24 protein-coding genes are annotated in these 22,102 nt (G+C 42.7%); 14 read left to right on the top strand and 10 right to left on the bottom strand.

Going from position 1 to position 22,102, the window contains the following annotated elements:
* The first annotated feature begins 1 nt into the window (after position 1).
* On the top strand, positions 2-2,302 hold the full coding sequence (parC, locus tag F9Y84_RS00720; protein WP_125250525.1) for a DNA topoisomerase IV subunit A: 2,301 nt from the start codon (positions 2-4) through the stop codon (positions 2,300-2,302).
* Between the two features lie 94 nt (positions 2,303-2,396).
* Here the strand turns inward: parC and gltX are convergent, their stop codons facing one another.
* From gltX to proB, 4 genes are all read right to left on the bottom strand, one after another.
* Entirely contained in the window at positions 2,397-3,884 is a 1,488-nt protein-coding gene (gltX, locus tag F9Y84_RS00725) for a glutamate--tRNA ligase (RefSeq protein WP_125250524.1), read from the bottom strand.
* 82 nt (positions 3,885-3,966) lie between these two features.
* On the bottom strand, positions 3,967-4,332 hold the full coding sequence (locus F9Y84_RS00730) for a glutaredoxin family protein (protein WP_125250523.1): 366 nt from the start codon (positions 4,330-4,332) through the stop codon (positions 3,967-3,969).
* A gap of 167 nt (positions 4,333-4,499) precedes the next feature.
* A complete protein-coding gene (locus tag F9Y84_RS00735; RefSeq protein ID WP_147388797.1) occupies positions 4,500-5,468 on the bottom strand; it encodes a GGDEF domain-containing protein in 969 nt (322 codons plus the stop codon).
* 88 nt (positions 5,469-5,556) lie between these two features.
* Complete coding sequence (proB, locus tag F9Y84_RS00740) at positions 5,557-6,669, bottom strand: glutamate 5-kinase (RefSeq protein ID WP_147388798.1); 1,113 nt, start codon at positions 6,667-6,669, stop codon at positions 5,557-5,559.
* A gap of 199 nt (positions 6,670-6,868) precedes the next feature.
* Between proB and F9Y84_RS00745 the strand changes: the two genes are divergently transcribed.
* A complete protein-coding gene (locus tag F9Y84_RS00745) occupies positions 6,869-7,090 on the top strand; it encodes a hypothetical protein (protein WP_125250520.1) in 222 nt (73 codons plus the stop codon).
* A 33-nt stretch (positions 7,091-7,123) separates the two neighbouring features.
* Here the strand turns inward: F9Y84_RS00745 and F9Y84_RS00750 are convergent, their stop codons facing one another.
* Positions 7,124-7,624, bottom strand: a complete 501-nt coding sequence (locus F9Y84_RS00750) for a DUF1543 domain-containing protein (RefSeq protein ID WP_125250519.1) — start codon at positions 7,622-7,624, stop codon at positions 7,124-7,126.
* Positions 7,625-7,940: 316 nt separating this feature from the next.
* Here F9Y84_RS00750 and F9Y84_RS00755 point away from each other — a divergent pair, with 316 nt between their 5' ends.
* Positions 7,941-9,581 carry an amidohydrolase gene (locus F9Y84_RS00755; RefSeq protein ID WP_147388799.1) on the top strand — a complete coding sequence of 547 codons (1,641 nt, stop codon included), beginning with the start codon at positions 7,941-7,943 and terminating at the stop codon, positions 9,579-9,581.
* Here the strand turns inward: F9Y84_RS00755 and F9Y84_RS00760 are convergent.
* Positions 9,578-9,790: a YgjV family protein gene (locus F9Y84_RS00760; RefSeq protein ID WP_125250517.1), complete on the bottom strand. Its 213-nt coding sequence runs from the start codon at positions 9,788-9,790 to the stop codon at positions 9,578-9,580. The genes F9Y84_RS00755 and F9Y84_RS00760 overlap by 4 nt on opposite strands.
* A gap of 440 nt (positions 9,791-10,230) precedes the next feature.
* On the opposite strand from F9Y84_RS00760, the gene F9Y84_RS00765 reads away from it, so the two are divergent.
* Positions 10,231-10,887 (top strand): Crp/Fnr family transcriptional regulator, encoded by a 657-nt coding sequence (locus F9Y84_RS00765; RefSeq protein WP_128732651.1) that lies wholly within the window; start codon positions 10,231-10,233, stop codon positions 10,885-10,887.
* A 91-nt stretch (positions 10,888-10,978) separates the two neighbouring features.
* Here F9Y84_RS00765 and F9Y84_RS00770 read toward each other — a convergent pair whose 3' ends face one another.
* The 4 genes from F9Y84_RS00770 to F9Y84_RS00785 all read right to left on the bottom strand — a co-directional run bounded on the left by F9Y84_RS00770 (position 10,979) and on the right by F9Y84_RS00785 (position 13,616).
* On the bottom strand, positions 10,979-11,542 hold the full coding sequence (locus F9Y84_RS00770) for a phosphoribosyltransferase (RefSeq protein WP_125250515.1): 564 nt from the start codon (positions 11,540-11,542) through the stop codon (positions 10,979-10,981).
* Between the two features lie 205 nt (positions 11,543-11,747).
* Positions 11,748-12,170 carry a MarR family winged helix-turn-helix transcriptional regulator gene (locus F9Y84_RS00775; protein WP_147388800.1) on the bottom strand — a complete coding sequence of 141 codons (423 nt, stop codon included), beginning with the start codon at positions 12,168-12,170 and terminating at the stop codon, positions 11,748-11,750.
* Positions 12,171-12,650: a glutathione peroxidase gene (locus F9Y84_RS00780; protein ID WP_147388801.1), complete on the bottom strand. Its 480-nt coding sequence runs from the start codon at positions 12,648-12,650 to the stop codon at positions 12,171-12,173.
* A gap of 111 nt (positions 12,651-12,761) precedes the next feature.
* Entirely contained in the window at positions 12,762-13,616 is an 855-nt protein-coding gene (locus tag F9Y84_RS00785) for a type 2 periplasmic-binding domain-containing protein (RefSeq protein ID WP_147388802.1), read from the bottom strand.
* Positions 13,617-13,874: 258 nt separating this feature from the next.
* Between F9Y84_RS00785 and F9Y84_RS00790 the strand changes: the two genes are divergently transcribed.
* The 10 genes from F9Y84_RS00790 to F9Y84_RS00835 all read left to right on the top strand — a co-directional run bounded on the left by F9Y84_RS00790 (position 13,875) and on the right by F9Y84_RS00835 (position 22,102).
* Positions 13,875-14,513 (top strand): cytochrome b/b6 domain-containing protein, encoded by a 639-nt coding sequence (locus tag F9Y84_RS00790; protein WP_147388803.1) that lies wholly within the window; start codon positions 13,875-13,877, stop codon positions 14,511-14,513.
* Positions 14,514-14,611: 98 nt separating this feature from the next.
* Positions 14,612-15,316: a DUF3581 family protein gene (locus F9Y84_RS00795; protein WP_147388804.1), complete on the top strand. Its 705-nt coding sequence runs from the start codon at positions 14,612-14,614 to the stop codon at positions 15,314-15,316.
* Between the two features lie 681 nt (positions 15,317-15,997).
* Positions 15,998-16,603 carry a type II secretion system protein gene (locus F9Y84_RS00800; RefSeq protein WP_128731880.1) on the top strand — a complete coding sequence of 202 codons (606 nt, stop codon included), beginning with the start codon at positions 15,998-16,000 and terminating at the stop codon, positions 16,601-16,603.
* Between the two features lie 33 nt (positions 16,604-16,636).
* Positions 16,637-17,422, top strand: a complete 786-nt coding sequence (locus tag F9Y84_RS00805) for a type II secretion system protein (protein WP_147388805.1) — start codon at positions 16,637-16,639, stop codon at positions 17,420-17,422.
* A 13-nt stretch (positions 17,423-17,435) separates the two neighbouring features.
* Complete coding sequence (locus tag F9Y84_RS00810) at positions 17,436-18,242, top strand: type II secretion system protein (protein WP_128731878.1); 807 nt, start codon at positions 17,436-17,438, stop codon at positions 18,240-18,242.
* Positions 18,243-18,252: 10 nt separating this feature from the next.
* On the top strand, positions 18,253-19,074 hold the full coding sequence (locus F9Y84_RS00815; protein WP_128731877.1) for a type II secretion system protein: 822 nt from the start codon (positions 18,253-18,255) through the stop codon (positions 19,072-19,074).
* Between the two features lie 9 nt (positions 19,075-19,083).
* Complete coding sequence (locus tag F9Y84_RS00820) at positions 19,084-19,569, top strand: hypothetical protein (RefSeq protein WP_128731876.1); 486 nt, start codon at positions 19,084-19,086, stop codon at positions 19,567-19,569.
* Positions 19,569-20,876, top strand: a complete 1,308-nt coding sequence (locus tag F9Y84_RS00825) for a hypothetical protein (protein ID WP_147388806.1) — start codon at positions 19,569-19,571, stop codon at positions 20,874-20,876. The genes F9Y84_RS00820 and F9Y84_RS00825 overlap by 1 nt, the downstream gene beginning before the upstream one ends.
* Entirely contained in the window at positions 20,873-21,346 is a 474-nt protein-coding gene (locus F9Y84_RS00830; RefSeq protein ID WP_147388807.1) for a hypothetical protein, read from the top strand. The genes F9Y84_RS00825 and F9Y84_RS00830 overlap by 4 nt, the downstream gene beginning before the upstream one ends.
* On the top strand, positions 21,347-22,102 hold the full coding sequence (locus tag F9Y84_RS00835; RefSeq protein WP_128731873.1) for a prepilin-type N-terminal cleavage/methylation domain-containing protein: 756 nt from the start codon (positions 21,347-21,349) through the stop codon (positions 22,100-22,102).

Genomic DNA, 22,102 nt, shown 5'->3' on the forward strand with positions numbered 1-22,102 from the left:
CATGACAGATCCTCAAGCTTTGTCATTACAAGGCATTGAACAACTTGCAATGGGACGTTTTACTGAAGACGCCTATTTGAATTACTCCATGTATGTGATCATGGATAGGGCGTTACCGCATATTGGTGATGGCCTAAAACCTGTACAGCGTCGTATTGTGTATGCGATGAGTGAGTTGGGTTTATCTGCCCAAGCTAAATATAAAAAGTCAGCTCGTACTGTTGGTGACGTACTCGGTAAGTATCACCCACACGGTGATAGTGCTTGTTATGAGGCAATGGTACTTATGGCACAGCCTTTCTCATACCGCTATCCGCTCGTGGATGGTCAAGGTAACTGGGGAGCTGCGGACGATCCTAAGTCTTTTGCCGCAATGCGTTATACCGAAGCGCGCTTGTCTAAGTTCTCTGAAGTGTTACTAAAAGAATTAGGACAAGGGACAGTAGATTGGACGGCTAACTTTGATGGCACCTTGGATGAGCCAAAAGTATTACCTGCTCGGTTACCTCACATTTTACTAAATGGTGTTACAGGTATTGCGGTTGGTATGGCAACCGATATTCCACCACATAATGTGCGTGAAGTAGCACAGGCCTGTTGCTTATTATTGGATAAGCCAAAAACTGAGCTAGAAGAAATTCTAGAAATAGTGAAAGCGCCTGATTATCCAACCGACGCTGAAATTATTACCCCGCAAGAAGAGATCAAGAAGCTATACACTACGGGGCGTGGCTCAATCAAAATGCGCGCTGTGTACACTGAAGAGCAAGGCGAAGTGGTGATCACAGCTTTACCACACCAGTGCTCAGGTGCCAAGGTATTAGAGCAAATCGCTGCCCAGATGACGGCCAAAAAGCTGCCGATGGTAGCTGATTTACGTGACGAGTCAGATCATGAAAATCCGACGCGTATTGTTATCGTGCCGCGTTCTAATCGGGTTAAGGTTGAGCCATTAATGGCGCATTTATTTGCCACCACAGATCTTGAAAAGAACTACCGTGTAAATCTGAATATGATTGGTTTGGATGGTCGTCCACAGGTCAAAGATTTACGTCAGATCTTATCTGAGTGGTTAATATTCCGCCGTGAAACGGTGCGCAGACGCTTACAGTATCGCCTAGACAAAGTACTGGCTCGTTTGCATATTCTTGAAGGCTTGATGATTGCGTTTTTGAATATCGATGAGGTCATCGAAATCATTCGTAATGAAGACAAGCCGAAAGAAGAGTTGATTTCACGTTTTGGCCTCTCAGATAAACAAGCGGAAGCGATATTAGACCTAAAACTCCGCCACCTTGCAAAGCTGGAAGAAATGAAGATCCGTGGCGAGCAAGATGAGCTAGAAAAAGAGCGTGATGGGCTGGAAAAAACCTTAGGTTCTGAGCGCCGCATGTCAACCCTGATGAAAAAGGAGATCCAAGAAGCGGCTGAGCTCTATGGTGATGACAGACGCTCTCCAGTCGTTGAGCGAGGCGAAGCCAAAGCGCTGAGTGAAAAAGATTTAATCCCATCAGAAGCGGTCACTGTGGTACTGTCTGAAAAAGGTTGGGCACGGGTTGCTAAAGGCCATGATATTGATGCTGAAGGCCTAAACTACCGCTCAGGAGATAGTTATAAGGCCTCCGCTAAAGGTAAAAGCAACCAGCCTGCGGTATTTTTAGATACCTCTGGCCGCGCTTTTGCGACGGATGCACATAGCTTGCCATCGGCTAGAAGCCAAGGTGAACCGATGACGGGCCGCTTTAATCCTGCGCCCGGGTGCAACTTTGAGCATGTCGTTATGGGTGAGGAGAAGTCTACATATTTAATGGCTACAGATGGTGGCTACGGCTTTATCAGCGACTTTGCTGATATGGTCAGTAAAAATAAAAATGGTAAAGCATTTGTAAGCGTACCGAAAGGCGCACACTTGATTGCACCTATAGAGGTATTTGATGTTGCCACAGATAGGTGTATGGCTATCTCAAGTGAAGGTCGTATGCTGCTATTCCCACTGCGTGACTTACCCAAGCTTGGTAAAGGTAAAGGAAATAAGATCATCTCTATTCCAAGTGCCAAAGTGCAAAGCCGAGAAGAGTTCGTCAAGGTGCTTGCAGTGGTACCAGAGGGGGTTTCCGTTACCCTACATGCAGGTAAACGAAAGTTGACCCTTAAACCGAGCGACTTAGAACATTACTATGGTGAGCGCGGACGACGAGGCAACAAGCTACCGCGAGGCTTACAGCGTGTTGACAGTTACGATTTAGAGAAAAGTAGTGCTGATTTAACTGAAGAAAGCGCAAACCCAGACAGCGAACAATAGTAAAAGTACTGCCTTTCCTGAGCGTAAACTCAGCTGTCTAAGTCGAAGCAAAGAAAAAGCCGCTACATGAGCGGCTTTTTTATGCAATATTGCACTACGCAATCGATGGATATTCTCGATATGCTTTTTCAAGCTTTTTAGCTTGCTTTTTAGAAACACCAACATGCTCAAGCGCTACTCTTAAGCGCGCACGAGAAAGGTCAGAGCCTAACACTTCCATTGCATCAACTACTGAGGTTGATGATGTTTTGCCTGTAATAGCAACAAAAATAGGCTCTAAGAACTCTTTTATCTTAAGCTCATGATGTGTAGCCACTGATTTTGCAATAGCGAAAATCTCAGACTTATTCCAAGTACGCAGCTTTTCCAGTTCCCAAATAAAGAATTGAAGTGCCTGACGAACGACTTCCTCGTCCGCTTTACCCGCTGTTAATAACGCTGGGTCGTACTCAGGTATACCGCCAACAAAGTGACCAGCTAGGCCAACTAAGTCAGACAAGGTGTTAATACGCGCTTTGGCTTCAGGTAGTACTCGGGCTAACATATCGCCATTGAACTTCCAATCAACAAAACGCTGGATCAGCTCGGCATCAGTTAAATTTTCACGGATCCAAAGTCCATTTAACCAGTTTAGCTTATCAATATCAAAAATAGGCCCACCAAGTGACACACGCTTCATGTCAAAGTGCTCAATCATCTCAGCTAGGGTAAACTTTTCACGCTCATCAGGCATTGACCAACCCATACGGCCTAAATAGTTAAGCAGTGCTTCTGGCAAGAAACCCATTTCTTTATAGTAGTTAATTGAAGTTGGGTTTTTACGCTTTGATAATTTTGACTTATCAGGGTTACGCAGTAGCGGTAGGTGACCAAGTACTGGTGCTTGCCAGCCGAAATCTTCGTATAGCTTTAATAGCTTAGGTGCTGAGTTAATCCATTCCTCTCCACGGAAGATATGGCTTATTTCCATGTGGTGGTCATCGACTACGTTAGCAAGGAAGTAAGTTGGGAAGCCATCAGCTTTCAACAATACTTGCATGTCTACGTTTTCCCAAGGGATCTCTATTTCGCCGCGTAGGTAATCGTTAAACTTGAAGGTACCTTCTTCTGGGATCTTCATACGAATAACGTACGGTTTGCCCGCTTCTAGATTTGCCTTTACTTCTTCTTCAGATAGGCGTAAACCACGGCCGTCATATTTAGGGCGTAACCCCTCTGCCATCTGCGCTTCACGCATCTCATCTAATTCTTCAGCCGTTGCAAAACAATAGAATGCTTTGCCTTCATCAACGAGTTGATGGGCAAACTTTTTATACAGTTCAGAACGTTCTGATTGACGATATGGGCCAAACTCGCCACCGACATCCGGACCATGATCCCAGTCAAGTCCTAACCAGCGCAGGCTGTCCATGATAGCTTGCTCAGACTCAACAGTACTGCGCACCTGATCGGTATCTTCAATACGTAGTACAAATTCGCCGCCTTGTTGCTTGGCAAAACAATAGTTGAATAAGGCAATATAAGCCGTTCCTAAATGCGGATCACCCGTAGGAGAGGGTGCGACACGAGTACGGATAGTCATCAAAATTCTCTTAAAATGGATTAGTCGATTGATGGGGCTATGCTAGCATAGCGCCCGATTGGCGCAAAGCGAGGTGCGCAATTTAAGCTGCTTTTTCCAGCTTTTCTAAGTAGGCAACAATGTCATTAGACTCGTATAACCACGTGACTTTGTTTTGCTCTTCAATACGTAAACAAGGTACTTTAATTTTTCCGCCTTGCTCAAGTAACTCTTGGCGGTACTGTTCATCGTTTTTAGCATCTCGAGTTTCTAGCTTCAGCCCTTCACGCTTGGCTGCACGGCGGACTTTGACACAAAATGGGCAAGCTTTAAACTGATATAGCTTTAAATTTGCTGTCATTGCATCTAGCTTTTGCTGCTGCTCTGCGGCACGCTTTTTACTGCGTGGGGTAAAAATAAAATCAAAAAGTAAAATTAGACGTCCTAAAAACCATCTCACAAATTGCATAACTTTTCCCAAACCTGTTGCTTAAAGTAGTACCAATAATACCAATTAGCGCTAAAACTGGCTGCTAGAAAGGCATTAATTATCCGCAGCTCAGGTTAATTAAGATAATTGGTATAAATTAGGCAGGGGAGTTTAGCATATTCTTTGAACGCTATATATAATACGAGTTAAAACAACTCGATTTCTGCACATTCGTAGTGTGACTCAGATAATCCTAATGAGAGGTAGTTAGTCACTCGATTACGACCATTGTCTTTAGAGTAATAAAGCGCTTGATCGGCTTTGTGTACTTGCTCTGACACTTGCAGTGTGTCAACTACTTCTGTAAAGCCAATACTCACGGAGACGTGTTCGACCTGCGGGAAGCGGCTGGTGGCAATATGCTCTCTGAGCCTTTCTAGTGCTATAAGCGCAGCATCATCATCAAAGCTTTGAAAGAGTATCGAAAACTCCTCACCGCCGTAACGAAAGGTATAATCCTCGGTTCTGAAATTCGCCTTAATAATTTGTGCTACTAACAAAATAACTTCGTCGCCAATAACATGGCCAAAGTTGTCATTAACTTGTTTGAAATGATCAATATCGATCATGGCTAAGTACCACTTGCGCTCATCACTGGCTTCTCGGCAGACCGTAAAACCTTCTCCATTGGTTATTTCAATTACTTTCTCATCAAAGGTTTGGCGGTTTAATAATTGTGAAAGTGGGTCGATTCGAGCAAAATGTAACGTTGCCATTTGATGAATAAAGACATTGAGTAAGTGCTTTAATAGAGTCGCCAAGGTAAAGTTAAGTTGACCTTTAACATACAAGAAACCGACTAATTCGGTGTGATGCCATAGCGGTATGATACTATCACCGCCATGTTGAATAAGGTGTTTATCTCCCTCTATTTTATTGGTTTTGTTCAGCACTGAGGTTGTTGAATCGATGCTAAGGCAGACATCGCGATGGCTTACAAATAGGGGTTTAGGTATTTCATTTGCACTGAGGCTTTTACTAAAGTAAAAAGCATAATGGGTTTCACAGGCATCGGCGACAATATGTTCCAACGCTTGTGCTAGTTGCGACTCACTTTTTTGTGCCAAGAGCTGTACAGTAAGTTCATGACCACATGGTGAATAGCTAGTTGACATAAGTAGCCTCGTGATTGCATTAATACCTGCTAAGTGTAGAACAACCAGCCAAAATTTCAGCGATATTGATGCTTTTATTGGCTTCCTTTTATGTCAAAATCACCATGTTGTCGCGATGAATGATCTCCTCTTCGGTCTTAAACCCCAAGCGCTGTGAAAATTCGTTACTATGACAGCCAAGCACGAGACTCAGGGCTTGACTGTCTAAGTTGGTCAAGCCTTGCGCTTGAAGCTTACCATTTTGACAAAAGACTTGGATCAATTCACCACGTTGAAACTGACCTTCAACGGCAACAATGCCTTTTGCGAGTAAACTTGCGCCTTGATGGCACACCGCCTTGATAGCACCGGTATCACAAATAATGCGACCTGATGATTTGGGACCCGACAGTAGCCAACGTTTGCGCCCACCCACAGGCGCATCAAATTTCAAAAAGGTGGTAGCGGGGGCAGTCTGCGATAGTACCTGAGGGATAATGTCATATTCGCTACCCTTAGCAATTACTACATCAACACCGGCTCGCTGTGCAATATCAGCAGCTTGTAATTTCGTGGCCATACCGCCAGTACCAAGTTGAGTGCCGCTATCTCCCGCCAGTGCTCTTAGCTCATCGTTTATCTGGGTTACTTGCTCGATGAGCTTAGCTTCAGGGTTAGCGCGGGGATCTGCGGTGAAAAGTCCATGCTGATCGGTTAACAGCACCAGCTTATCGGCATTGGCTAAAATGGCAACGTAGGCAGATAAGTTATCGTTATCACCGACCTTTATTTCTGATGTTGCTACCGCATCATTTTCATTAATGATAGGTATAACGTGATGCTCTAATAATTTAGTGAGCATATCCCTTGCGGTTAAATAGCGTCCACGGTGCTCTAAATCTGCCCGGGTGAGCAACATTTGCGCGACATTGACATCATAAATACCAAAAAGTGACTGCCACAAGTGGATTAACTGGCCTTGGCCTATCGCTGCAAGCATTTGCTTTTCTGCCAGTGAATGCCCAACTTGTTGCGACAACACACCACGACCTGCCGCAACTGCTCCACTCGACACAATAATGATCTGATGGCCTGCTTCTCGTAATGTAACACACTGTCTTACCAGTTCTACCAGTCTTGGCTTGTTGAGTGTTTGGCTGCCTGCAGTTAATACACTAGTACCAAGTTTGATCACTATGATTTGTTTGTTATTTTTGGTCATGGTTAGTTGACTACGTTTTCAGCAATACCTGCTTTTATACCACGGACATTGGGCGCTCCCAAGTGATAAATACGCGAATTTTATTTCTAACTTTAGGCAAATTGGTATAATTGGCAGCACTGATTTCGATCAAAGCTTTTTTACACTGTGTGTGAGAGAGTAATGTCATGCAACGAAAGAATAACTAGCTGAGTTCACAATGAAAAAACACAAGAAGAACAAAGAGATTATGATGTTACCACTACTTTTTGTGGTAATCGTGATGTGTGTTGGCGGCCATTTTATTCTTCAGCCTAGTTACAAAGATAGCCATTTAGTTGAATACTCTCTTGCAGCGCTACCTTTTCTAATGTTTGCCGTCGTTATTATCGCGATAAAAATCGCTATTAAAGCGGATAACGACGAAAATAACGAGGGTTAGCGCTGCGATTAAAAATGTGACCTACATACACGATTATAGCGGGTGGTAGCCAAACCAAATTGGTGTAAGGGGAGTGCTTTGGCCGCTGTGGGTGAGTTTTATATTTAAGTTTTGGTCGAACAAATCAATAGCAAAACAATCATCGACTTCATGCAAATCATCCTTATGAATATGGCTAAATCCAGCCAGTAGGCGTGCCTTTGCTTTTGTTTTTGCTTCATCAGCACTTGTGGCAACAAACAAGCCAAAGTCGTGTGCCTCCGCTAAACTATTCGGCTTATACCCGCCTAAATTAACAAAATACAAATGTTCAGCTTGTTGCACAGCCGCTTCAGTAAGCTCTACGGCATAACCATCAGCATGCTCTATAATTGTGTAGCTATCCATGTGTACAGCGTTTTTATCACCAACCCATTGCTGTTTTAGCTTAGGGTATGCTTCTTCAATCGAGTTTGCGGCAACAAACCGAACATCGTGCATTTCGATATGGCAACCTTTGATACGACCACCGAGATAGACAATAAATAATTTCACTACTATGGTTCCCTATTTCGCAACGTTAACAAACTTAAGGTAATAAAGTTAAGTATACAATTAACGCAAAGGCTTGGCTTTAGTCCTGTAGATGCTTATGCTGAATAATACTAATTAACCTTAATTCTAGGTCAATTTGAAGGCGTATATCTAATACTAACTGCGTTAAGAACTTCTTATTTAGAACTACTAAATAGCAAGGTTTTTCCTTGCCTACAGGACGCGGAAGCGGTGTTGTCGACAAGACTTTCTCGCCTCAAAATAGACGATTTAATTAAGAGAATTGGTATAAAAATTCTCAGTGAAGGACACGAAAATGAAAAAAACATTCCTCGCGCTTTTGGCTGTTTTTAGCCTCTGTGCAACAGCACAAGTCACGGTTATACATAATGTAAATGGCTACACGCCAACTAAATCACAAGCAGTTACGCGGTTTTCCTCGTTAGTGATAAAAGATGGAAAGGTCGTTAAAACCAGCGAAAAGGACCTCAGTGAACAATACCCCAATGCAATAAAGTTTAATGGTGAAGGCAAAACTTTATTACCAGGATTAATTGATGCGCACGGGCACATTATAGGGTTAGGTAACAATTTGCTGACCCTCGATGTACGTGGTAGCAGTTCCATTGCTGAAATAGGTAAACGGCTCACTGCTTACGCTAAAACACATAAAGGGGCATGGATAATAGGCCGTGGATGGGATCAAACTTTATGGCCCGGTGGGCAATTTCCAACCGCAGCGGACTTAGATAAGTACGTTAAAGATAAACCCGTCATGTTAACTCGAGTCGATGGTCATGCGATTTGGGTCAATACTAAAGCAATGGAGCTAGCCAATATTTCAAGTGCAACCCAAACTCCTGAAGGGGGAGAAATCATAAAGCTTAGCACTGGGCAGCCGAGTGGTATCTTTATCGATAAAGCTGAGGAGCTAGTTCGTCGCCAAGTCCCAACACTGTCTCAAGAACAAGTGAACTTAGCTTTAGATAAAGCCGCAGAGCACTTGTTGAGTCTTGGGATCACATCAGCGCATGATACAGGAATTGACCACACCACATGGCAGGTTTACCAAGCTCGAGCAAAACAGCGCACTATGCCGCTTCGCGTCTATGCGATGCTCAGCGCCAGCTCACCTAAACTGGGTGAAATGTTGGGGGCAGGGATAATCAAAGACACCCAAGATCAATTATCTATCCGCAGTGTGAAAATCTATGCTGATGGCGCACTGGGTAGCCGAGGTGCTGCATTAATTGGTGACTATCATGATCGTAAAGGTCATCGCGGGCTGATGCTTGAAAACCAATCCACGCTTGAATCTCTGATAGTACAAAGTATCCGTCATGGATACAGTGCACATACCCATGCTATTGGTGACAGAGCGAATCGTATCGTACTTGATGCTTATAAAAATGTGTTTACTAAAGTGGGCGGGAGACTACTGAGAAATCGGATTGAGCACGCACAAATTGTTCACCCTGATGATATACCACGTTTTAAAACCTTGGATATTATCCCCTCGATGCAGCCTGTGCATGCAACATCGGATATGCACATGGCAGAAAAACGCTTAGATGATAAGCAGCTTCGAGGAGCGTATGCTTGGCAAACATTTTTGAAGCAGGGCAGTAGAGTAGCTGCTGGATCTGACTTCCCCGTTGAATTGGCTAACCCATTTCATGGTTTACATGCTGCTATTACCAGACAAGATCACCAGAACTTACCCGAACAAGGCTGGCGTCCGGCTGAAAAGCTCACCAAGGTGCAAGCACTACGAGCGTTTACCTTAGATGCTGCCTATAGTGCATTTCAAGAGTATAAATTGGGGAGTTTAGAGCAAGGTAAATGGGCTGATTTTATTCTTATTGACCAAGATTATTTTACCGTAAACGACGATGTTATTGACGATATTCAAGTTGAGCAAACGTGGATTGCGGGTGAATTAAAATACCAGCGTTAGCGCTTTTGCAGTTTTACCAAGTGGTAGGTGTTAACGAGAGCCAGTAAGCCATTCGTTAATGCCACCGGCCACGCTTGAATAAGTGCGCCGTAGGCAGTAAAACAAATACAGCCGATCAAATTAAACCAACGCAACTTGGTCACATCACTCATCATTAAAGATAAGACCAAAAAAGCAGAGGCTAAATAGCCTAAATATTCCCAACTCATTTGTTCTCTCCCCTAAGTTGCGTTAGCATATAGTTTATGCTCGAATTTGTGTCTCGTGCAGAATAATATCGATTAGTCTTAATACTTGCTCAATATGAAGGAGTCAATCAGGCGCTAACGGCGTTCAAAATTTTTTACTTTAGAACCTCTAAAAAGTAAAATTTTTGCCTTGTTATCGACAAGATTTTCTCGCCTCACAGTAGGTCACTTAATTAAGCAAATTGGTATAAAAAGGCTAACCCACAAACCCCTAGAAATTAGCACCAATCACTTAGCTCTAACACGGGAAGTGGGGGTTTAAAGGTAATATCATGCAATAAATTCGCGCAGCGATGTAATGTGATACTACTTAAACAGTGTGAGTTAGCGTAAAACTTAAAAATTCATGCTAACGTCATTATAGTTTAATAAATAGGACATTTGTCCGAAGAGCCATCTAGATGTTTCAATATCATTTTTCAACCAATTTGGTCGAACAGTTACTCGCTTTTGCTGGTAACAGTTTTCAACACAGTAAAAAGGAAGTCTTGATCCACCAAGACGAGCCGCTGAGTAAGCTTATATTAGTCACCAGTGGAACTGTATCTTTTAGTTATGATGTCGGTAACGGTCGTCGTTTGTTGCTTGGCCAACTAGATTGTAACAATACTTTGATTGGGGAAATTGAGGCACTGAATCATCAGCCTTGTATTTACACGGTAACGTGTTTGAGTGATGTGACATATCACCTAATCGAGCTAAAATACTGGCGAAAGTTACTGCTTGAGCAACCTGAGCTGAGCTTGTACACAGCACAAACCATTGCGGCAAAATTCACCGAAAATCAGAAGATAAACTTAGACAAATTATTATTACCTTTGAGCTATAACATTGCTAAAGATTGTTTGTTGCGCGCGGAAAACTCTAATCCGACACTATTACGAGCCTACTCAACGGTTAGCGCCGAAGCTGAACGATTTGCTACTACCGAGCGTGCTTACCGTCGAGTGGTGAGTGAATTAGTAGAAAAAGGACTTATAGTGCGCAGTAGTGAAGGATTAAAACCAGTAGACATTGATACGCTTGAAGCGTTTGTAGATAGCTTTGCGCAGGCTTGATGGGGATCATAGCCAAAATACAATAGATTATCGGAAGTTTAGGTTAATAAAAAGGGCGAGTAACACTCGCCCTCATTGCTTTTATATTAAACTACTTAGCGAACAAGTGCTTAATATTAGCGAGATCTGACTTACCCTCGATTAACTCTTCAGGGGTTAACCCCGAAAGCTCATGAGGAAATACTAGCCATTCATCAGACTCATGAATAAAGTAATCTGGTGTCATGGGCACCTTCTTATTCGCAGGCTTGTAGTATGGACAAGCTACGCGAATATCTCGCGGTAAGTTTAACCGCATTAGCTCTTCAAGTTTTTCCTTTAATGCGAAAATACTGCGACCAGAATCAAAGACATCATCAACAATCAGTAATGAGTCGTCAGCATTCGCATTTTCGACTATATAGTGCAAGCCATGTACTTTGATTTCTTTCGATTGCTTGCCAATGCCATAGTAAGAGGAAGTACGCACTGCAATGTGATCGGTTTCGATGCCTTTATAGTCGTAGAATTCTTGCACTGCAATACCAATAGGCGCACCACCACGCCAAATACCAATAATAAAGTCAGGTCTAAACCCATCTTCATAAACTTTAGCGGCTAAGCGAAATGAATCTTCTAGCAATTGTTGCGCTGTGATATAGCACTTATCTGACATAAATACCCCGTTAGGAAGCCCGTGTGATGGTGGTAAGCAGCAACTGCTGCCAATTGATACCAACTACAATTATTCGCAAGTCACAGGAACTTGCGTAACTGGTATAACCGAATATTTTAACGTAAAGCAGTCGAAAATGCTGTAATATTGATGTCTTTTTATTTTCATTTTTTGATTTAGGTCTTGGTTTGACGCTAAGTCTAGATCATTGCAACAAATCGAGTGCGCTTTTTAGCAGCTGCATTTGCTCCATGCTTAACCCTGACTTTTCCAACATTTGGGCTGGAATGCAGGCGCAGGATTGTTCTAGTTCTTTTCCAGCTTTAGTTAAGTGAATAATTGTGTGTCGTTCATCATCCGGTGTTTTGTTCCGTGAGACTATTCCATGCTGCTCAAGCCTTTTCAGCAAAGGGGTGAGTGTGTTGCTATTCAGCCCCGCTCGCTTGCCGATTTCTTTCACTAGTTGTCCGTCTTGCTCCCACAGAATAAGTAGCACTATATATTGCGGGTAAGTGAGCCCAACTTCTTTGAGTAGCGGCTGATAGAGCCTTGTAACTTGTCTCGACGCGTTATAAAGCTTGAAGCAAAGCTGGTTATCAAGGTTGAGCTGAGGGTTGGATTTACTCATTTAACGCAGCAGCTCTTCAATGTCTTGTGCAATTTGTGCCGGTTTTGTTATTGGTGCGTAGCGCTTTACGGGTTGGCCTTGTTTATCGAATAAAAATTTGGTGAAGTTCCATTTTATTTTGTTACCAAACATTCCAGGTAATATAGATTTTAGATACTGATAAAGCGGATGTGCGTTATCGCCATTAACTTCTATTTTTTCCATCATTTGAAAGTCAACACCATAGTTGATCAGGCAACCTTCTTGAATTTGCTTTGCATCGCCTGGCTCTTGTTTCCCAAATTGATTACAAGGAAATCCAATAATCACTAAGCCTTGCTCGGCATACTGTTGATGTAACTGTTGTAGGCCTTCGTATTGTGGAGTTAAGCCGCATTCACTGGCGGTATTGACTATTAGTACGACTTTGTCCTGTAAGTCCGTAAATGAAAATGTCTTACCTTGGAGTGTGTTTGCTTCAAACTGATATAAATTAGCCATATTAATCTCTTGTGATTTAATCGTGTGCGACCTAATTTATCGGCAAATTCTCAATATTGCAAGTGGGCAATCTCAAATGCCAATGACTATCTTACATTGAGTTAATCGTCATTATGGCTGGATGGGTTTGTATTTGGTGCTCAACATTGCAAGTCTGCGAGTGATCAGTAGATGATCTGGTTTTGGTAGGTATTTTAAGTGCGTCGTAATATAAAGCTTGGTAGGGTAAAGCGCCCGTATCATGGCGTTCGCTTGTTTTATAAATGCCTGTGTTTCGCGGGTGTGACTGCAGGCTATATGGCCTTCTAGATGAGAGAGATTATTCGCAAGAGGTAAAGAGCCTATCAAGTGTGCTTTATCTTTAGGGAAACTATTTTGAAATACTGTGGGGTAGGCTAATATAAAGTCAACCTTACCTGAACTAAACTCCTTAATAATAGTATCCGCCGATGTTTTGTATGGCTGGACTGAGACATTGTGTGGTGCTAGTTCAGATAATGCAGCATCAATAGCTGTACCATACGATTTGCCGATCTCTCGAATAATGGTTTTATCAGGGTAGAATACCATTAAGCTATTCAATGACTTTAGTTTGCCTGTGCTATTAATTAAGCTGGCATCGATGGGCGTGCTTTGCTTAAAGTAGTAGAGGCGGTGACTGGGATACAAATGAATAGGAATAGTGAACAAAAAAGTTTGCTGTCGGCTTGGCGTTTTAAGTCGTGATACAGCACATACTGCTTGGTCACTGGCAAGTAACTGATTTAGCTCGCTCGGCGTGACTATTTTAAAATCAAAAAAATCGCGACCAAACTGATTGAGTAGCAGGTTGTTTGTATCTGACTCTAGGTTATTCGATTTTTTTGAAAAAAGTCGAAATTCATCATCAGGTTCAATAGAGAGTAGGAGAATTTTTGCATTACAGCTACCACTAAGTATGAGTAGCAACATCAGCATATATTTCATCATTACCCCAATGTGATAACACCTATTTCTACTTACTATAGAACATTCGCTGTTATTTATCTTTTAGGTTTATATTCTCGCGCACTTTCGTAGGCTATAGCCAGCTTGACGTCGTCATTCATTTGAATAAAGTCACAGCTAACAATTTCATAAATAGTATAGATGTATCAATCAAGCGCGTTTTAACGATAAGTTTTTGTACTGCGTTTTAGAACCTGTCATCATAGCGGTAGTTTTGATTATTGGGGCTAATACGTTATGACTAAAGTGTGGGACGGGTTCATCCGAGGTTTTCATTGGCTGCTTGTGGTTGGGTTGGTTACTTTATATATCACGGGTGAAGAAGGTATGATGGAGCTTCACTTTGTTACAGGTTATTTGTTACTGGCGTTAATGGCTACTCGACTTATTTGGGGGCTATTTGGCAGCCAAACGGCAAAACTTAGCGCGTTATTTCATTCACCAAAAGCCATAGTGAGTGCCATCAAGTCCAGTAAAAGTCATGTTGGCCACAACCCGGCTGGCAGCCAAATGGTACTGGTGTTTTTTGTCTTGATTATTGTGCAGCTGGGGTCTGGATTAATGACGACAGATGATATTTTGGTGGAAGGTCCACTCGCCCAGTATGTTTCTTACGATTTAGTTGAGATTGCAGGTGACATCCATCACATCAATATTGACATATTGCTCGCGGCGATTGCTATTCATATCGTGGCGATTGTAATGTACCGCTTGAAAGGTCAGAATTTAGTTAAAACACTGCTAACAGGCAAGCAAGAAAATGCTGCTGTTGCGCCAAAAATGAAGTCAGGTATTGTCGCTTATTTTATTTTTATAATATTGTCGGTGCTGTTACTGCTTACTTGGGGCGCTGAGCCGCTGAATAGTTTGTTGTAATATTTCGCAACAGAATATCCGAAACAGATTCGACCTCTAGTGCTAAAAATTCTGGTAATATGGCGCAATTTTATTATCTAGGTTAGAGAAAAGTAACGATGTTAGAGCCGTATTATCAACAACAGGCAAATCAGATCACCATTACCAGAGAGCAAGGCAGCTCATTTGCCAAGGGCGTTGCGGACGATTACAACCCATTACATGATGTAGATGCAAAAAAGTTCTGTGTGCCAGGGGATCTACTTTTCTCATTAGTACTTAAACACTATGGCTTGAGTGAAAGTATGCAGTTTAGCTTTGTAGGAATGGTTGATGAAACAACCGTTCTTACTTTCCCCGAGGGCGGTGCGCAGTTTGATATTATGGCAAACGACAAAGTAATGCTCTCTGTAACACGCAAAGGGGAGACAAGTACATGCTCATCGCTTATCGATAGTTTAACTACAAATTATGTTGAATTTTCTGGAACTACCTTCCCACATGTGATCATTCCATTGATGGGTGAGCAAGAGGTAATGATAAACCCCGCAAGACCTATGGTTATCTACGAATCTATGAGCATTCAAATGGATGATATCTCAGTCAGTGAAGTATCACTTGAGGCTGACAAACCTGAGTTTAGCTATGATGGCAAGCGTGGAAAAATCAATTTACGCTTTAACCTAACCGCAAATGGTACAAAAGTAGGTTTTGGGGAAAAGCATATGCTGGTTTCTGGGATCCGCGAATATTGTCAGCAAACAGTCGATGAATTAATTACCTATTATAACAACAGGAAGTTAACCTTAAAACCTGCTTGTTAATTTTTTGATGTTTATATGGGTGCAACACGGTTAAGTTCACCCATTGAATAACTTTGACCATTTCATTCCTACCTTACTTTCTAGTATCTCATTCCTTTTCATTGCCCCTTTTTTAATCTTTACGCTCAAAGTATTGTTTTTGGTTAAATTCCAAACGTACGTGTAATGACGTGTAATTCAAATCGGTGCTACTTTTGGATTATAATTGCTTTTGAATCATTAGTTTTGTTTTTGGTTTTAAGCTTGTGTTTTTACAATTTTTACTTTTATTTTTTACAAGTTGTTGTTTTTAATGGGGTGATATTAATTTCCCTTGATTACAATTTAACTTTATACACTATTGTGTTTTTTGGCTTTGTTGTATGGGATTCGTCACCGCTAGCAGCATTAAGCAATAAATTTACAGCAACTAAGGTTTGAGTAAGCAAAAGCTAACCTCTTGTTTATAAAACTTGTTTGAACCTGCTTCTTTACTTGAGCAAGCATTTTTGGTGGATATTGCCTTTACACCGAACGCTTACCAAGGTGCCTATTTGATGTAAGTTAGGCGAATTTATGCCTCAAATGCTGGCTTTTGAAGGTGAATTAAGCGTAGTTAGCGTTAAAACTGGCAGCTAACTTCCATTAATCATCAGTAGCACAGGTTAAACATCAAAACTATCAACTGGATACTGTAGTAGCATGAATCAAAAAGGTTTCACTCTCGTCGAACTATCAATTGTCTTAGTGGTGATTGGACTGTTGATCTCCATTAGCTCGGTTGCCGGAAACATTCAAAGAAATGCAGAGTACACCAAGATCCAAAGCCGTTTTGTTATGCCATGGGCGCAGACCTATAAAATCTACTTTGATTACGTTGGCCTCGTCCCAGGAGACATAACTCCCGCCACTGGAAAAATAAACCAAGGCAATGGCGATATTTGTGATGCTGATTTGCGCAAGTTTTTTAATGATGCCGGTATTGAACTGCCAACCGGTCGCGGCGCAAGTCGTGAAGACAAAGCCGTTTTTAATGCTTTAGACAATAATCCTCGCCAAATAGCAGTGTGCTTATCTCACGTACAGCAGTGGCGTATTCAGGGCTCAGAAATTGCAGTAAATGCAATACGTATCAATGGATTAACCCCCGATTTGGCAGCAAAGCTAGACACTGCAATTGATGGCCTTAGTAACGCCAGTGACGGTATGTTTCGCCTCATTACTGGCGCTAATGCTGATGCCGATTGGCCTGTAGCCAATGACACCAATTTACAATCGGTAGATGCTTACTACCGTATGCCATTTTAACTTTTAACTCTCTAACTACTTGGAACAATAGCGATGAAGAAAACATATCGTCAGCAAGGCTTTACTCTTGTTGAGATGTCTTTAGTACTGGTTGTGATAGGGCTCATTCTTGGCGCGCTGTCTGTCGGTAAAGATATGCAGCGAAATGCTGAATACAAAAAGATCAAACAAAAATTTGTTGACCAATGGGTACAGGCCTACAACCAATATTATGACCGCATGGGCGTGGTAGTTGGAGACCGCCCAAAAACGCCAACATTAGCGGTGAATGCGGTAAATGTTACTGACAACAATACTATTAACACACTGCTTGGAACTGCTGATAATGCACTTTCTCAAGCAAATATCACAGAGCTTTGTTCAACGCCTGCAACGGTTGGTCAAACAGCCGATTTACTAGGCTACTTCCACCGTGCTGGTATTGGTTTGCCAACAGGTCGTGCGAGTGGTTATGAAGACAGATATGTCTACCTAGATACCAATGGTAATCCACAACAGCTCACCGTTTGTTTCCAATTTTTGGTAGCAGGTGCAGACCATGGTGCTGGTAACGTCATGGTGATCAAGGGGCTAACTCCTGACTTAGCACGCTCACTAGACAGCGCCATTGATGGCCTTGTGGATGCTGACGATGGCCGCTTTCGTTTAGATAACGCAATCACGCTTGGCTTGAGTACAGGTAATGGCGGTGATGGTTGGCCAACAGGTAACAATACAGTAACAACAGCTGGCACAGGTGGTGCGAGTAACACGACTTCAGCGGTAGAAGATCATCAGCAAGTTTCTACCCTTACTGCATTTTACCGCATGACTCAATAACAGGAACCAGAGAATGAAAAACCAACCTCTTCAGTCGAATAAGCAAACGGGTTTTACGCTAGTTGAAATGGCTTTGGTGCTGGTTGTTATCGGGCTAATTCTAGGTGCGGTATCAATTGGTAAAGACTTACAGCGTAGTTCTGAATATAACAAAGTAAAGCAAAAGTTTGTGGATCAATGGGAACAGGCTTACAACCAGTATTATATGCGCACAGGTGTGGTTGTTGGCGATAGCCTAAGTACGCCAACGTTTGCAGTAAATGCCGCTGGTGAATTTACTAAAGACAATCAAAAAACCACAACGGTATCGCAGTTTTTAGAGCTAAATACAGGTGGAGACTACAGTCAAATTGACGAGCCGCCGCGTTTATGTCAAGGACAAAACATCGACCAATACACGCAAAGACGTGAAAATAGCACTGAAAATCTACATAGCTACTTTGATGCGCTTGGTATTCGTATGCCAGCGGGGCGTGCAGAAGGTCGTGAAGATCGTTATGTCTATCTAGATACCAATGGTAACCCGCAAGAAATTCAAGTGTGTTTCCAGTGGAACAAGCCAAACTCAAATTCAGGCTCAGGTAACGTGATGGTTATTGCGGGCTTAACTCCAGATCTTGCGCGTATGTTAGATGAGATGATCGACGGTCAAATCAACGCCGCAGAAGGTCGCTTTAGAGAGCAAGCGACTACACCACAAGTGGGCTGGAGCTTTACCAACAAAGACAGTCAAGCAAGCACCACGGCTTCAACCGCTTCAGGATTTACAGACGAAGCACAAGTAAAAATTGTCACTGCACACTACAAGATGAATCAGTAAGGTAGCAACAATGAACAAGAATAAAGGTTTCACGCTAGTTGAAATGGCAGTCGTGCTGGTGGTAATTGGTTTGATCATCAGTGCCGTGTCAGTAGGACAAAACCTACAGCGTAACGCCGAAGTACAAAAGCTCAAGCAAACATTTATCGACCAGTGGGTAATGGCATATAACCAGTACTATAACCGCACCGGTGTTGTACTAGGTGATAGTGAGCAAGAGCCGCGCTACATGGTTGCAGGTAAAGAGTTTGAGTATGTCGGTATTCGTCAACAAAATGCTGGTGGCGCAGGGGTGCCAGGTGTTGAAGGAAGTGATATTCGCTTGCCAGAAACACTGCCGCGTATTTGTGAGGGGGCAGGGCATACTCGTATCGGTATGGACGATGACCGTGCGCTAGCTGCACAAAGTTTACATGATTTGATGGATCGCCAAGGGATCCGCATGCCAGCAGCTCGTTCTGAAGGTAGGGAAGATAGATTTGTCTACCTTGACAGCAACGGTAACCCACAAGAAGTTCAGGTATGTTTCCAGTGGAACCCTGAGGGGCAAATTCACGGCAGTGGCAATGTGATGGTGCTAAGAGGCCTTACCCCTGAGCTGGCTCGAGAGTTTGACCGTATGATTGATGGCAAAGCAGATGCAATCGAAGGTATGTTCCGTCAATACAACCCTAATCCAAATTCACTGACAACGTCTGGTGAGTCTGGTCGCGAATGGTTAGGTAACAACACCTATGCGATGAACGACCAAGTTGTGGAAAGTCGTGAAGGACTTAACCGAGACGAAGATGCCGTAATGTTAGTGACTGCGGTTTACAAAATGGAGCAATAAGAGAGCAGTATGATTACTCGCATCAGCTTAGCGCTCATTTTGCTGTTATCTATCAGTTTGCCTGTAGTGGGATACCTACAGGCTTCTGCCGATAAAGCATTAAGATCAGAGCGTTTAGTTCTTTCTGAACTAATAAATCAACAACAGCAGCAAAAGCGCTATTTAGCTAAATTAGAGCAGCGAAAAAACTTCGACGCTGCGGTTACTAAGTTAACCGAGAAAGCAAGTTCATTAGGGCTTGGTGAGTCTAGTTTGCAAGCGTATAAAGTTAACTTCCGCCAAATGATCCCTATCGCCGAAATTGATGCTTATATGTCACAAACACATAGTCAGCCTGGGCGCTTTTATGTACCTCAAAATTTTCAGTTGAGTCGTGAAGGGATGAGCTTGTCTGGCAGTATCACAGATAGAGTGAAAATGCTGGAACACAGCCAAAATGAAGTACAAAACTTCTTACTGTCTTATAAAGGCACAGCATTGGTGGTACAGAAATAATGTCAAATAAGTATTTAGTTGAAAGCCATGGAAAGCTGGTCTTAATCGACGGAAAAAACTGGCAGACGCTAGAGCATAAAGGCGTAAATAACTTTGTCGGTACCTTGTCTGAAAACGTTCATTTGGTGACAGACTTTGCCACAACTGCGGCGTTTAAGCATATTCAGTGTGATTATAAATACGCTGAATTTATCTTATCCAAAGAGTTAAAAGACAGTGGTGAAATTGTAGGTAATGTGCAGTTGCTTGCGATCCAAAAAAACAAGCAAGCGCAAATGAACAACAGTGTGTTTTACGCACCGGTTAATCTAGAAACCTATAATCGTTATCAGGTGATTGCAGATAATACGTTACACAATACCCTGTTGTTTTCTTATTATCAGCTCTACGCCAGCCTTGCGGCGACAAATAAGAGCAATCAGGTACGAGCTAGCTTCGTTGTCACAGAAAGTGATATTAGTATTTTACTCAGTCAAAAGGGTAAAGTGGTTGGCTTTGAGTCATTGCCTAAGGTGATGTTCCAAGGTGAAAACCGTATCGCAAGTTTGACCAATGCTTTGCGTACGCTTGAGCGCCAATTGCGTTTGAAGTCGACCTCAGTGTCGGTACATTTTTGGTTAGAACCAGACGCAAGTGTTGATTGGGCTGAAGCGCTTGCCAGTGAATTGCAACTTGATTTAGAGCCTGTCACAGCAACTCCTGTGATTGTTGATGGCCAGCCTATGTTTAGTTCACTAGCACCTCACTTGGGTAGCTTATCGCTTAAGCATGCACTGAATCAAAGCGAGTCAAAATACCTTTATTTGGCTAAAAAAAGCTTGCCATTGGTGGCTAGCTTATTGCTTGCAGCAAATGCTTATATTGGCCTTCAATACTTCCAAGTCAGCGAAAGTCATCAACAGCTCAGTGCTCGAGTGCAGAGCATGCAAAGTACATTAACTAAGCAAATTCCAAACAAAGTCATTCAGCAAAACGACTACCAGCTCTATTTGGATGATTTAGAACGTATTCAGCATGCTTCTAAATTGCCCGGCTATCATGAAGTTCTCGCTGATATTGCAACGGCTATTCCACAAAACTCTGTGGTTTTTGATTGGATAAGTTTTGATTACCCAAAACAAACTGACGAAAACAAGCTTTTTATTAGTTTGGTGGGGACACAAACTGCGCAATCAGACGATCCAATAGAGCACTTTAACCAATTTGTTAAGTCACTCACAAGTCAAGGTTACAAGCTTAGAGATAGCTCGGTACAAACCAGCTTCAAAGGGGTTAGCTTTGCATTAGATTTGGAGCGTCCACTATGAGTAAAAAATTAGGATTAGCAGGCGTTGGAATAGCGCTCGGCGCATGTGTTGTTACAGCGGTTGCGAATTGGTTAGCACCTGCTCAAGTGTCTTTTAACGACCCTGTAAGAGTACCGTCCTTACACACTCTCAATTACTCTAAATTTGATGAGGAGCGGCTGCATGCGCTGTTGCCTATCCTCGACAAACAAATTGTGATAGCTGAAAACGATAAGGCATTGTCACTGGGTATGCTTGGCTACGTGGCAAGAGATGCCAACTTTGACTTACAAAGTGTGATTAACCAGCATAGCTTGAGCATGGTTTATAAGTCAGCAGATAAAATGTACGCAGTAGTCGATAACCAAGTGTATGAGCTTGGCCAGACCTTACCGTCTGGTGCAAAGCTTGTTGATGTGCAAGATAGAACTGCGGTGTTTTATCAGCAAGGCCAGATGGCGCGGTTAAGCATGACTGGTGAGGCGCTATAAATGCCAAGTATCGGGGTAATAACACAGCGTAAAACCCGCGGCTTCACGTTGTTGGAGCTTGCGGTTTATATCATGGTTGTAGGGATCCTCATTTCTGTTGGCACTGGGATGATGATGAACAACAGTAAAAAGCCCGGAGTGCAGGCAACAAGTAGTAATGAAAAGCTTGCCGCCTCAGGCTCTAATCTCAGTTTAGATGCTTACGCAGCACCACTTTTGCTGTTTACGCAAACCCATTATCGCTTACCTTGTCCCGATACCAATAATGATGGTAGTGAAGATTGCCCTAATGCAGCAACGCCACCTGAATTATTAAAAGGTACTTTGCCTTTCACAACACTCGCGCTAGAGCAACGACCCGTTGATACTTTTGGCAATGCCCCATTTTATGCCGTTGATTTTGCATTGACTCAGTTAGTAGACAGTGCAACAAGCAGTTGGGATGGTGGGCGACTGAACCTCGATGATTTATGTGAAAAAACCAAGTCTCGTTATAGAGCTGCTATCAGTACCAACAGACTGTCGGTGATCCGAGCTCGGGGATTGAATTGTCAGGCTGCTGATGTTTTTAATCCAGCTTTTGTGTTGGTCTCAGGGGGCGCACAAGATTTGGACAATATAAACGGTATGCTGGATGGCGAAAATGGCAGTGGCAATAATTGCTACGAATTTTCAGGTCGTGAGAAGTCAGCACAGTATGACGATGTGGTGCACTTTGTGTCGATGGCAAACTTAATTTCGCAGGTATGTAATTAG

It is taken from the genome of Pseudoalteromonas peptidolytica (genome assembly GCF_012641745.1).
GTDB classification, from domain to species: Bacteria; Pseudomonadota; Gammaproteobacteria; order Enterobacterales; family Alteromonadaceae; genus Pseudoalteromonas; species Pseudoalteromonas peptidolytica.

Excerpts from the sequence above, each read along its gene's own strand:
- parC (WP_125250525.1), top strand. The coding sequence starts at position 2 with ATGACAGATCCTCAAGCTTTGTCATTACAAGGCATTGAACAACTTGCA.
- F9Y84_RS00770 (WP_125250515.1), bottom strand. The coding sequence starts at position 11,542 with ATGTCAGATAAGTGCTATATCACAGCGCAACAATTGCTAGAAGATTCA.
- F9Y84_RS00800 (WP_128731880.1), top strand. The coding sequence starts at position 15,998 with ATGAATCAAAAAGGTTTCACTCTCGTCGAACTATCAATTGTCTTAGTG.
- F9Y84_RS00830 (WP_147388807.1), top strand. The coding sequence starts at position 20,873 with ATGAGTAAAAAATTAGGATTAGCAGGCGTTGGAATAGCGCTCGGCGCA.
- F9Y84_RS00790 (WP_147388803.1), top strand. The coding sequence starts at position 13,875 with ATGACTAAAGTGTGGGACGGGTTCATCCGAGGTTTTCATTGGCTGCTT.
- F9Y84_RS00775 (WP_147388800.1), bottom strand. The coding sequence starts at position 12,170 with ATGAGTAAATCCAACCCTCAGCTCAACCTTGATAACCAGCTTTGCTTC.
- F9Y84_RS00760 (WP_125250517.1), bottom strand. The coding sequence starts at position 9,790 with ATGAGTTGGGAATATTTAGGCTATTTAGCCTCTGCTTTTTTGGTCTTA.
- F9Y84_RS00810 (WP_128731878.1), top strand. The coding sequence starts at position 17,436 with ATGAAAAACCAACCTCTTCAGTCGAATAAGCAAACGGGTTTTACGCTA.
- F9Y84_RS00730 (WP_125250523.1), bottom strand. The coding sequence starts at position 4,332 with ATGCAATTTGTGAGATGGTTTTTAGGACGTCTAATTTTACTTTTTGAT.
- F9Y84_RS00835 (WP_128731873.1), top strand. The coding sequence starts at position 21,347 with ATGCCAAGTATCGGGGTAATAACACAGCGTAAAACCCGCGGCTTCACG.
- F9Y84_RS00785 (WP_147388802.1), bottom strand. The coding sequence starts at position 13,616 with ATGAAATATATGCTGATGTTGCTACTCATACTTAGTGGTAGCTGTAAT.
- F9Y84_RS00765 (WP_128732651.1), top strand. The coding sequence starts at position 10,231 with ATGTTTCAATATCATTTTTCAACCAATTTGGTCGAACAGTTACTCGCT.
- F9Y84_RS00755 (WP_147388799.1), top strand. The coding sequence starts at position 7,941 with ATGAAAAAAACATTCCTCGCGCTTTTGGCTGTTTTTAGCCTCTGTGCA.
- F9Y84_RS00815 (WP_128731877.1), top strand. The coding sequence starts at position 18,253 with ATGAACAAGAATAAAGGTTTCACGCTAGTTGAAATGGCAGTCGTGCTG.
- proB (WP_147388798.1), bottom strand. The coding sequence starts at position 6,669 with ATGACCAAAAATAACAAACAAATCATAGTGATCAAACTTGGTACTAGT.
- F9Y84_RS00780 (WP_147388801.1), bottom strand. The coding sequence starts at position 12,650 with ATGGCTAATTTATATCAGTTTGAAGCAAACACACTCCAAGGTAAGACA.
- F9Y84_RS00745 (WP_125250520.1), top strand. The coding sequence starts at position 6,869 with ATGAAAAAACACAAGAAGAACAAAGAGATTATGATGTTACCACTACTT.
- F9Y84_RS00820 (WP_128731876.1), top strand. The coding sequence starts at position 19,084 with ATGATTACTCGCATCAGCTTAGCGCTCATTTTGCTGTTATCTATCAGT.
- F9Y84_RS00825 (WP_147388806.1), top strand. The coding sequence starts at position 19,569 with ATGTCAAATAAGTATTTAGTTGAAAGCCATGGAAAGCTGGTCTTAATC.
- gltX (WP_125250524.1), bottom strand. The coding sequence starts at position 3,884 with ATGACTATCCGTACTCGTGTCGCACCCTCTCCTACGGGTGATCCGCAT.
- F9Y84_RS00805 (WP_147388805.1), top strand. The coding sequence starts at position 16,637 with ATGAAGAAAACATATCGTCAGCAAGGCTTTACTCTTGTTGAGATGTCT.
- F9Y84_RS00735 (WP_147388797.1), bottom strand. The coding sequence starts at position 5,468 with ATGTCAACTAGCTATTCACCATGTGGTCATGAACTTACTGTACAGCTC.
- F9Y84_RS00795 (WP_147388804.1), top strand. The coding sequence starts at position 14,612 with ATGTTAGAGCCGTATTATCAACAACAGGCAAATCAGATCACCATTACC.